At 73.1% G+C, this 11328-nt stretch carries 6 protein-coding genes; all 6 read right to left on the bottom strand.

The genetic code is table 11. The features are described 5' to 3' along the window. Window positions 1–103: 103 nt before the first annotated feature. Complete coding sequence (lgt, locus tag BUB75_RS02165; RefSeq protein ID WP_073250872.1) at window positions 104–1123, bottom strand: prolipoprotein diacylglyceryl transferase; 1020 nt, start codon at window positions 1121–1123, stop codon at window positions 104–106. A 53-nt stretch (window positions 1124–1176) separates the two neighbouring features. Then, window positions 1177–1743, bottom strand: coding sequence for a VanZ family protein (locus tag BUB75_RS02160; protein ID WP_084740132.1), 567 nt, complete (start codon window positions 1741–1743; stop codon window positions 1177–1179). 43 nt (window positions 1744–1786) lie between these two features. Next, window positions 1787–5206, bottom strand: a complete 3420-nt coding sequence (locus BUB75_RS02155; RefSeq protein WP_073250870.1) for a CHAT domain-containing protein — start codon at window positions 5204–5206, stop codon at window positions 1787–1789. 24 nt (window positions 5207–5230) lie between these two features. After that, entirely contained in the window at window positions 5231–5548 is a 318-nt protein-coding gene (locus BUB75_RS02150) for a hypothetical protein (protein ID WP_073250868.1), read from the bottom strand. Between the two features lie 92 nt (window positions 5549–5640). After that, a complete protein-coding gene (locus BUB75_RS02145) occupies window positions 5641–8691 on the bottom strand; it encodes a helix-turn-helix transcriptional regulator (RefSeq protein WP_178379740.1) in 3051 nt (1016 codons plus the stop codon). Between the two features lie 110 nt (window positions 8692–8801). After that, complete coding sequence (locus BUB75_RS02140) at window positions 8802–11192, bottom strand: caspase family protein (RefSeq protein ID WP_281248268.1); 2391 nt, start codon at window positions 11190–11192, stop codon at window positions 8802–8804. Window positions 11193–11328 lie beyond the last annotated feature (136 nt).

Genomic DNA, 11328 nt, shown 5'->3' with positions numbered 1-11328 from the left:
CGGGCCTACCCGGCGGCGCGATTCCTTCTACTATGCCTGACGCCGGGCGGGTTGACACCGATCCGAGGCTGTGACAGTGCAGGTCGCGACCCCCGATCGGGGGTCAGTCTCGCTTCCCGGATGCGGAATCCGCACCCTCCGCGCGCTCAGCCGAGGCTTCGGCCTCGTCCGCGGGTTCGTCTCCTTGCGGTTTCCGATCGGTTTCGGTCTCTTCGGCGGACGCCATGGGAGCGGCCCCGTCCTCGTCGCCGCCGGCCGGGTCGGGCTCCGGGGCATCGGGGTCGAGAACGCGCAGCCGGCCGTCCTCCTCCACCGCGAGCAGCTCGGGCGCTCCGCGGTGGGTGACGAACCAGATCAGCGCGCCGATGAAGCAGACCAGCGCGGTCCACTCGTTGAGCCGGAGGCCGAAGATGATCTGCGCTTCGTCGATGCGCAGGTGCTCGATCCAGGCCCGGCCGAGCGTGTACCCCATGACGTAGAGCGCGAAGACCCGGCCGCGACCCAGCCGCCACTTCCGCTCGGCGACGATCAGCACGACCGCGACACCGATGCACCAGAGCGCCTCGTAGAGGAACGTCGGGTGGTAGGTGCCCGGCAACTCGCCGAGCGAACGGCCGTCCGAGCCCATCGCGTGGACACGGAGCCCCCACGGCAGGTCGGTCTCGCGGCCGTACAGCTCGTTGTTGAACCAGTTGCCCAACCGTCCGACCGCCTGGGCCAGGACGATGCCCGGCGCCACGACGTCGGCGAGGATGCGCAGCGGCAGCCCGGCGCGACGGCAGGCGATCCAGGCACCGACCGCACCACCGGCGATCGAGCCCCAGACGCCGAGGCCGCCCTCCCAGATCTTGAACGCGTTCGTCAGGTCGCCGTCGGCGCCGAAGTAACGGTCGGGGGAGGTGATGACGTGGTAGATCCGCGCGCCGACGATGCCGAACGGCACCGCCCACACCGCGACGTCGACGATCAGCCCGGGCGGGCCGCCGCGGGCCCGCAGCCGCCGATCGGAGACCCAGACCGCGACCAGGACACCGGCGAGGATGCACAGCGCGTACGCGCGAAGCGGTAGCGGACCGACGTGCCAGACGCTGGTGGTCGGGCTCGGTAGCGAGGCGAGGGTCACGCAACCACGCTAGTGCAGCGTGGGTAGGTGTCCATCGGCGGCTCAGCGAAGTTTCAGGTGCGAACGGGTTCGCTCCGACGGACCAGACGGGCCAACGCAGTGATGCCGCGCCAGACCGCGACCAGCAGGCCACCGAGGAACGCGCCGGTGACGTTGAGGATCACGTCGTCGATGTCGAACATCCGCCCTGCGAGGTGCGTGAGCTGCACCAACTCGACGCACGCCGACGCCGCGGCCGCGGCCAGCACGGCGGTGAGGACGCGGAGCCGCGGGAACGAGAGCGGGACGAGCACCCCGAACGGGACGAACAGCAGCGCGTTGCCGAGCACCTGGGCCAGTGCGCGGAGCGAGCCGTCGTCCAGCGAGCGGTTGATCTCCGCGAACGGCGTGAAGTTGTCGCTGGCGGCGGCGCCTGCCGCGGCCTCGGGGTCACCGGGTCCGAGCGTGACCGCGGCCATGATCGCGAGGTAGACCAGCAGCAGCAGGAACGGCCCGATGCGCAGGAACGGCCGCCGACGCTCCTTGGCGGCCCTCGCGGGGCGTACTCGACGAGCCGGGAGAATTCGGGTGCGGAGACGGTCGATGGCCTTAGGCGCTGTGGTCTCAACGTTCGCGGTCACCCCCGATCAGTCCCCTGCGCATGCCGGTCTCACACCTGGAGCTTCAGCCGTCCAGACCAACATGGACGAATGGTGCCCATGGGTGCGGTGACCCGCTGGCCGGGGCGCCGACCGGAGGCAGGGCGCCGCGGCCGCCGGCTCGCGCCGGACCGGTCGCGTGCGCGTCGGCGAGCGCCGCGTAGGCGTCTCGCACCCCGGCGGGTCCGAGCGCCCGGACGCTCCGCTGTGCCTCACTCAGCGCGGCCGCGACCGTGCGTCCGGGATCCCGCAGAAGGCGGTAGAACTCCACCATCGTCAGCGCACCGGCGTCGTCGGGCACCGGCCAGAGCGAGGCGATGACGTTGGACGCGCCGGCGACCAGCGCCGCACGCACCAGCCCGATCAGGTCGCCTGCCCTGGTCGCGGTGCCCTCGCCGGTGTGGCAGGCGCTGAGCACGAGCAGGTCAGCGGTGAGGTCCAGCCCCATCAGATCGCTCACCGCGAGTGCGTCCGACCCGGCCAGCGCGACCCAGGACCGGTTCGGCGCGCCCGGCTCGATCATGCCGTGGGTGGCCAGGTGGACGATCCGGCTGTCCGGGATGCCCTGTACCAGGGCAGCCGCGGTCGCGTCCGCGTCGGTGAGGATCGTCGCGCCGGGCAGGAGGTCGCCGATCTCCCGCACCTCGGTCGCCGTACCCGGCAACCGCGGGAGCTTTCGTTCCGGCGCGTAGGCCGGATCGCCCACCAGCAGCGTCGGACCGGTGAGCCGAACCGGCCGTCCGGTGGCCGGCCGATCCAGCAGCGAGATCGCCGGCAGGTACGACAGGTCGTGGGTGGCTACGAGGACGTCACCGGCCCAGGGCAGCGCGTGGAAGGGCACCATCGCGAGGTCCGCGTGCGGCACCACGACGAGCCGGCGGTGGTCGCCGAGCTCCGGGGTGAACGGGGCCAGCAACCAGTCGGCGAGCTGGCCTGCGGCTAGTGCGTCGTCGGTGCCGAGCGCGATCGCGCGGTGCCAGCGGGCGGCGGCACCAATCACGTCGAGCGTCCGCACCCCCACTGGCACCGCCCGGATCCGGTCCCGCGTGACCGCCCAGCCGATCAGCCGGTCGTCGAACAGCTGGTAGCTGAACAGAACGGCGTCTTCGGGTAGCCTCTCGACGCTGCTCCCGATCTCTGGCGGCGGCGCGATCCGTCCGGTGACGAGTGCCGGGACCAGCCGCCCGACGTCTGCTTCGGTATCGTCCAGCGTCGCTTCCGCGGCGACCAGCGTGGCCCGGGACGTCGTCGCGTCGCCGTCGCCGGGGTGCGCGGCCAGGTCCTCGAACACCGCCGCCCACTCGGAGCCGGCGCGCAGCCATCGCCGCACTGCCGCCCGACTCGGGCCCTCCAGGCCGGCCAGGTCGGCGAGCAACGCCGACGAGATGCCACGGCCCCGGTCGGCCGCGGCGAGCGCGGCGGCCAGGTGATCGGCGTCCCGAGTGCCGAGCACGGCACCGGCGGTCGGGTCCGGGCTGAGTCCGAGGTGGCCGAGCACGAGCGAGTGGTACGACCCGGCGACCTCCGGGTCGTCGCTGGACGTCGACCGGAGCGTGTCCCGGCCAAGCCGTCGCTGCCGGTCCTCGAACGCGGCGACCGCCTCTTCGGCCAGCGTGATCTGCCCGGCCCGGTCGCCGTGCAGGCCGGCCAGGTCGGCCCGGCGCGCGAGGTCGCCCCACGGACGGCGGCTCGGCGCGACTCCGCCGGCGGCGTCCAGCGCGGCCATCGCGCGATCGGCGAGGTCGACGGCGCCCATCCGGACGAAGCGGTCCGCCGCCATCTCCGGATCCAGCGATCCGGCCTCGAACGCGACGCGGAACCACTCCAGCGACTCCGCCCGGCGTCCGACCACGTCGAGCAGTAAGGCGTAGAGGTAGCCGGGACCACTGACCTTCAGGGTCTCCAGCGCGGCCTCGAGCACCGGAAGGCCCTCCTCGGTGCGCCCGGCCCGCAGCAGACGCCGGCCTCGGTAGATTTCGGAGATCAGCGGGGCCATCGCCACGTCTCCGGCGATCCAGTTCGTCACCTCCGTGACGAACTGGAGGTCGCCGTCGTCGCCGGTCACCCGGTCGGCCAGTCTGAGCACGGCGCCCTGGCGGTCGGCGGCCCGGGTGACCAGGTCGGGTTCACCACTGATCGCGGCTCCGCTGCTCAGCGCCGCAGCCCGGGTCGCGAGTCGGCTCCACGGGAGAACACCGATCGCCGGACCCGTGGCCGCGATTTCGTCGATGCCCTGCGCCACCTCGAGGTCGGTGAGGACCACCACCGCCCGCCGGTAGACGCCACCGCCGTACAGGTCGGACACGTCCGAGCGGACCAACAGCTCTTCGTCGGTCGCGCCGAGCGCGGTACCCAGACGCTCTGCGAGCCGCAGGGTCCGCCGGGCCGGGACGTGGTCACCGCGCTCGCGGAAGTCCCGCGCGGCCAGCGCAAGCAGCCGGACCAGGCCCCGGCCGTACGACGTACTCCCGTCGCCCAGAGCCCAGCTCGCGACCGGATCGGTCTCGGCCGGTGGCACGTCGATGCCGGCCCCGAGCCGGTCGATGACCCGGTGGACGGTGGCCAGCGCGACGGTAGCGCCGTCACCGGCGGCCGACGCCAGCGTGAGCGCCTGGGTGACCTGTTCATCCCGGGTCGCCGGGTCGCCCCGGCGGCGGGCGACGTGCGCCCGGCGCAGCGCGACGCAGGCGCCGCCGGACTTGCTGCCCGCACCTGCCCACCACTGCGCCGCCTGCTCGTACGCGTTGTCGGCGATCGTCAGAAGGGTTTCCAGGTCGCCCGGCCGCGGATCACCGGGCGGTGTCGGGGCGAGTGAGTAGCCGAGCGTCTCCGGGTGCCCGGACGGCGCCGAAGCCCAGTCGCCCCGAACTTGGAAGTAGTGGGCGTAGAGCACCAGGTCGTCACCGAGCAGCGTGGCGGCCTGTTGCGCCCAGGGCTCGGCCTCGATGAGCCGGCTCCGATGGGCGCCGTCGGCGGTGAGGAGCGCTGCGTAGGCCCCAGCGGCCGGAGAGACCGCCGCGTACCGCCCGGCCTGGTCGGCGAACGCGAGCCAGAGCGGCCGGATCCCACCCTGGCCGATGTCGGTCTCGGCGACCGAGCGCAGCGTCAGCGCGTCCGGCAGCAGACGCGTGGCCAGGGCGCCGACCGGGGTGTCGGCTATCCCGGGCGGTAGCGCGTGGGCCAGGCTGGTCAGTGCCTCGGCGTCCCCGGGGGCGAACATCGCTCCGCCTCCGCCCGGGAACCAGTTGAGGTCGAACACCGCCGCCGCGTACTCCAGCGCGGTGCGGTCGGTGCCGGGCGGGGCCGCCGCCAGCGCGCGGCGGGCCCGCTTCGGTTCACCGGCCGCGAGTGCGGCGGCGGCCACCAGCAGCGGCGAAGCGTCCGACCCCACCGAAGCCGGGTCGAACCTCCGCTGTTCGATCAGCAAGACGTCGTTCAGCGACATCGGACGCTTCTCCGCTCTGTCGACTCAGTGCGACATCTCGCCGCGCGCGGGCCCGTAGCCGTCGTCGAGAAGGACGGTCTTCACGGTCCGGCAATTGATCACGAGCCAGACCGGACGGCGCTGCTTGTCCAGGACGAGGACTCGGATGCTGGTGTCGCCGCCCAGCTTGGTGTCGAGCTCCTCCAGCAGGCCGGGAACATCGGTGGTGTACGGGAGCTCGTAATACTCCCCGTCCACGATGAGCAGGCGGCGGAAGCGTGGCGGCCACAGCGGCTCGGGGAACCCCGGCGGGGTCGGCGGAGGGTTCGCGGCGTCGGGATCGGGCTGGTTCTCATCGGTCATCGGAGTGTTCCTTTCGGCGGTGTGCACGGCCCGGCGGGCCGCACGGGTGACGTCCCCCTGGCAGGCGGCCGGGGGTGGAACGAGGAGACCGGTCAGCGTCCGGTCGGGGGCTCGGAGTCGACGAGCCCGAGCCGGTGGGCCACCGCGGCGGCTTCGGTACGGTTCTCGACGCCGAGCTTGGCGAGCAGGTTCGAGATGTGGACGCTGACGGTCTTCACCGAGATGAAGAGCGCCGCGCCGATGTCCTTGTTGCTCCGGCCCAGGCAGAGTTCGGCCAGTACCTGGCGTTCGCGCCGCGTCAGCCGGAAGGGATCGGCCGGTGCGCCGTCGGCCGCACGGTGAACCGGCGCCCGGCCGTCGGGGGCCTCGGGATCCAGCCGCGCACGGCGCGCGAACGCGTCGATCTCCCGCCGAAGCGGCGCCGCGCCGAGCTCGTCGGCCGCGGCACGCACCAGGCCGACGAGAGACGCGGCGCGATCCGGGGCCGGCGTCACCTCGGCCTGGCGCCAGCGGGCATAGGCGGCCGGGTAGGGCCGGTGCAGCCGGGTGAACGCGTCGGCGACCTCACGCCACCGCTCGTCCTCCCCGGGTTCGGCCCGCTGCCGGGCGACCTCCGCCGCGCCGAGCAGCCGCAGCGCTGAGCCCTCCGGCAGCAGCGGCCGGTCACCGAACGACGCGACGATCGCGTCGGCGCACGCCAGCAGCCTCTGCGTCTGCTCGGTGACGTCCGGACGCGCGGCCGGAGCCCGGGCGAGGGTCACGGCGCGGAACGACTCGTCGGCCTCGGCCCGCAGGCCCACCGCGCAGAGCCGCAGGACCAGCGCCGGTTCGCGGCTGTCACCGACCGAGTCGAGCCCGGCCCGCACCGCGGCTCGGGCCGCTGCCGGGTCGCCCTGCCAGAGCGCCAGCTCGGCCCGCCCGGCATGCAGTGCGCCCAGCAGGTGCGGCTCCCAGCGCCGCTCGCAGAGCCGCGCCGCCGTGTCCAGCTCTCGCTCCGCCTCCGCGAACCGGCCCGATCCGGTGGCAACCCAGGCCAGCACCAGATGCGGGTACACCGCCACTCCGGCGGCGCCCCGCCGCACCGCGTCCAGAGCGGTCTCCACGGCCTCCGGCCACCGGCCGAGCAAGAACAGCACGTCGGCGGCGTTGTTGGCGAGCAGCGCCGCACCGCTCGACCGGTCGAGCCCCAGCCGGCGGCTGCGCTCCAACCCGGCCCGGCACTCGGCGAGCGCCTCGTCGAGGCGCCCGGCGTTCTCCAGCGCGTAGGTGAGGTTGCCGTAGCCGCGGTAGAGGTCCTCGAGGTGCTCCAGGTCGTCAGCGATCGCCAGCGCTTCGCGCAGGGAGGACACGCCCTCGTTCGGCCGACCGACCATCGTCAGCGCGACGCCCCGGACGTTGAGCGCGCGACCCTCCTCCGCCCGGGCTCCGACCTGCCGGGCCAGCGCGACCGCGTGCTCCAGTGCCGCCAGCCCGGAGTGGTACCGCCCACCCATGACATCAGTGTTCGCGCGCTGGGCCAGCAGCCGCGCGGTCAGCGCGGACGGCGGCCGGTCAGCGAGCAGCGCGATCGCGTCCTCGCAGGCCTGCCGGGACGCCTCACTGTCGCCCGCCTCCCAGAGATACCGGCCGAGCCGCTCGGTGAGTTCGGCCGCGACGTCCGGGCGGGCTCCCCCGTCGACGAACGCGAGCGCCTCCCGCACGCACTCGACCGCCCGCCCCGGGTAGCCGGCCCAGCGGGCCGCGTCGGCCGCGTCCGCGAGCACGGTGGCCCGGTCGATGCCCACCAGCCGGTCCGGCCCGTCCACCCGGGACCAGAGATCCAGCGCCCGCCGGTACTGCCGCTCCGCCTCCGCGAACGCCCGGACCCGAGCCGCCGCACGAGCCGCCCGCACCGTGGTCACCAGCGCCCGGCTGTACTCACCGGCCTGGTACCAGTGGTGCGCGAGTTCGGCGTCGTACGTGAAGTCCTGGACGTAGGAGAGCTGCGGATCCGAGGTCAGCGCGGCAGCCAGCGCGAGGTGCAGCGAGACCCGCTCCCCCGGCAGCAGGTCGCTGTGGACCGCCTCCCGGGTCAGCGCGTGCCGGAACGCGTAGTACCCGGCCGGGTCGGACGAGGAGTGCGTCACCAGCACGTGGTGGCCGACGCACTCCCGCACGGCGGTCAGTAGCCGCCGCTCCGGTAACTCGGACACGGTGGCGAGCAGCCGGTGGCTGACGCCGCGGGCGGCGGTGGCCGCGATGCGCAGCACCTCCTGCGCGTCGTCGCTCAACAGCTCGACCCGGCTCAGCACCAGCTCCCGGAGGGACTGCGGGAGCGCGACACCGAATGCCTTCGGCTCCAGCGAACCGCCGACAGCGAGCTCCTCGGCGAAGAACGGGTTGCCGTCGGACAGTTCGAACGCGGTATCGACGATCGCCGCACCGGTCGGTGCGCCGAGGACCCCGGTCAGCAACTCGTCGAGCTGGCTTCGGTCGAGGCGGCCGAGGTCCATCCGGGTCACCCGCCGCGACCGGTCGAGCTCGGCGAGCAACGGACGCAGCGGGTGACCTGGGTGCAGGTCGGTCGACCGGTAGGTGGTGAGCAGCAGCAACCCAGGGATGTCGTTCCGGACGAGCAGCGTGAGCAGGTCGAGCGTCGACCGGTCGGCCCAGTGCAGGTCCTCGACGACGAGCACGACCGGCGCCTTCGCGGAGAGCAACTCCAGCAGCCGGAGCACGGCGGCGAACAGCAGTTGTGGCGCCATCCCGCCGGGCGTGTCGGGCAGGCCGACGCCGCCGAAAAACGGGATGCGCGCGGCGAGCTGGTCGTGCTCGGCGCCGACGATCTCGCGGATCGCGGGCCGCCCGGTCTCCCGGACGAATCCGCGGAACGCCTCGACCAACGGCGTGAACGGAAGCGCGCCGCCGCCGAGGTCGACGCAGGACCCGACCAGTACCCGGGCCCCGTCGGCGCGGGCGCGCTGCTCGATCTCGCGGAGCAGGCGGCTCTTGCCGACGCCCGCCTCGCCGCCGATCACGAACGCCGCGGCACCGCCGGCGGTCACCGCGGCGAGCGCGGCGGTGAGCGCATCGACCTCGGACAACCGGTTGACGAGGAACGGGCAGGGCCCCGGGGTCACGACGGGTGACCGGCCCCCAACCATGTGCTCATGGTGCCGAAGCCGGAGGACCCTGTCACCCGCGATTCGGCCAGCAGGACGCCCCGGTGGGCGCAACGAGCCCCGACGGGATGCCGGTCTGAGCACGGTCGCGGTCATGCGACCGGCTCCTCGGACACGGTGTAGGTGAGCGCGAAACCCACGCCCTCCACCCGGTGTGTCCCGAGCCCGAACCCGTCGACGGCGACGAGCGTCGTACGGTAGGCCCCCTCCGCCTCGTCGAACGCGGCATCCGCGGCAGCGATCCAGGCGTCGGCGGCTACGGCGGCGGCCGGGCGGCCGGACAGGTCCGGATCCGGGTCCGGCCGCAGCGCGAGGAGGTCGGGAGCGGTCCGGTCATCGGACAGCCAGACCCCGAGGTCGACGAAACCGTCCACCGGACCGTCGTAGAGCGCCGTGCCGGCCAGGTCGGCCGCGGCCAGACTCCGGACCTGCCCGACCGGCTCGCCGCCCGGGCCGCCGGCCACCGCGAGCGCCTCGACCCACGTCCGAGACGTCGTGACCGCGTCCACCCGGACGACCAGCCGGGGCACCGCGCCCGGGCGCGCGTCGGTCATCCGCACCGACCACTCCGGACGTTCGTCGACCAGCGGCGACCGGGCCCGCGCCGGCGTCGGCGGCACCGGTTGCGGGTGCAACAGGTACCCGAGATGGTGCACGGCGTACGGGGTGGGACCGGGCAGCGGCACCGCACCGCGTACCCCACCGCTCACGGCCTGCGAGAACACCTGCTGCAACGGGCTGAGCTCGGGTGGTACCTCCTCGCCCCTGCCGCGCCTGACGCCCTGCTGTTCGAGGAACGCTAGCGACAGCGGCTGCGGGGTGACGACGACCAGGAACGACTCCGGGCGGGGCGCGTCCGGTGGGGCGACCGGCGGCCACACCATCTCCATGCCCTGCAGCGTTCCGGCCGGCCCGACGCCCAGCGTGTGGGTTCCGCCGGGAACCACCCGCTCCCCCGCGGGACTCGCGGTGCTGAGCAGCGTGATCGCCCCGGCGGCGTCCAAGCTGAACACGCTGTAGTACAGGTCGCGCGCGGAGTGGTTGTGCAGGCGGACGTACGTGCGGTCGCCGGGAGCGATCACCGCACCGTCCGCGGCCAGCGGCACGGCGACGCCGGCCGCGGTGACCCGCCCCCACTCGACGACGTACGCGTCCGGAAGCGCTTCCGCGCCGCCGCCGGACTCCAGCTCCCGCACCGTGGCCACCTGCTCGAGCTGGACGAGATTGTCGACCACCCAGCCGGCCGCGGAGTCGGCGGCGGCCCGGGGCGCGACCAACGGGCCGATCGCGTCGCGCAACCCGATCGTCCCATCGACGGCCTCCACCGTCGCGAGGGTCTCGTCGTCGTCCGGCTCGACCAGCTGAAGCAGGCTCGTCGCCCCGATCCGCGTGCGGACCTTCTCCGCCCACCCGGCGTCCCCCGGACCGCTGCCGGCCCGTACCGCGACCGCGTGCGGACGCCGGGCCGTCGCGATCAGGTGGGCGCGGGCGCCTGCGGGCAGCGCTGCTTCGTTCTCCAGCGCGGCGAGCGCGTCGGTCGCCCCGACCGCAGTCACCGTCGCGGTGTCCAGCGGCGGGGTGTCGCCGGGGCCGACCGCAGACGCGGGCAGGATCGCGAACCGATCGCCGGCCGCCACACCCAGGATCCGTCCGCCCTCCAGACGCACGGATCCCCGGTCGCGGCCGACGGTGGTGACCAGCAGGCCGCGAACGGTCTCCTCAGCGATGTCGAACAGCAGGCGCCGACTCGGCCCCTCCGCCTCCGGGCGCTGCGACGCCGGGCGATACGAGACGCGCCGACGTATCCGGGCCACCAGCGTCAGCCAGCTCACCGGCGTGTTGCCTTGGCTGCGCAGGGTGAACTCCAGCGCCTCGGTGAGCGCACCGGCCCAGTCCCCGTCCTGGGTCTGGGTCTCGTACGCCGACTCGTGCGGCGCGCAGGCGACCAGGCGCACCGCGTTGCCGTTGCTCACCGGGTCAGGCAGGTCCTTCGGCCAGACGTCGGGCGGCAAGCGGTCGATGTGCCCGGCGACGTCCAGCGTGGACGGGGTCGCCCGGGCCCGTGGGACCACGTCGGGGTCACGGGACATGTGTGCCGCCCGGCAACAGTCGAGGATGACGGTCGCATTCGTCGTCTTCTGCGTGAGGCGCGCGAGGAGAATTGAGAGCTCGACCGCCGTGATGCCCCGGAAGTCGGTGTTCGTTGACTCCGCGAAATCAGTCGGCAGAATGTACTGGTGCCCGGAAATCGGTGATTGTTCGCCGTGTCCGCTGTAATGAATGACAACCGTATCGTCTGCCACGGTAGTCGCGATGAGGTCCTCGTAGGCCGCGATAATTCCTGCCCGGGTGGCCTCTCCTTCCTGAATCCGGGTTATCGAGAAGCCTCGTTTGCCGAGCAGCTCACTCATGATGTCGAGGTCCTTGTGACAACCGGACAGCATCCCGATCTGGGATGCGATCAATAATGCTCGACGCGCCATTTGTCCCCCACCCGTTCGCCGGTGCACGGTACCTGACGTCAGCCTAGGTAACGCAGCCACTGAATCTGAGTCCGTTCTTACGTACATCTCCCTAATGGGTGATCACTTTCGGTCGGGACGCTCATTGCGGGAATTC

The sequence above is a fragment of the Cryptosporangium aurantiacum genome (assembly GCF_900143005.1).
GTDB lineage: Bacteria > Actinomycetota > Actinomycetes > Mycobacteriales > Cryptosporangiaceae > Cryptosporangium > Cryptosporangium aurantiacum.
This window is presented reverse-complemented; position numbering and strand designations above follow the sequence as displayed.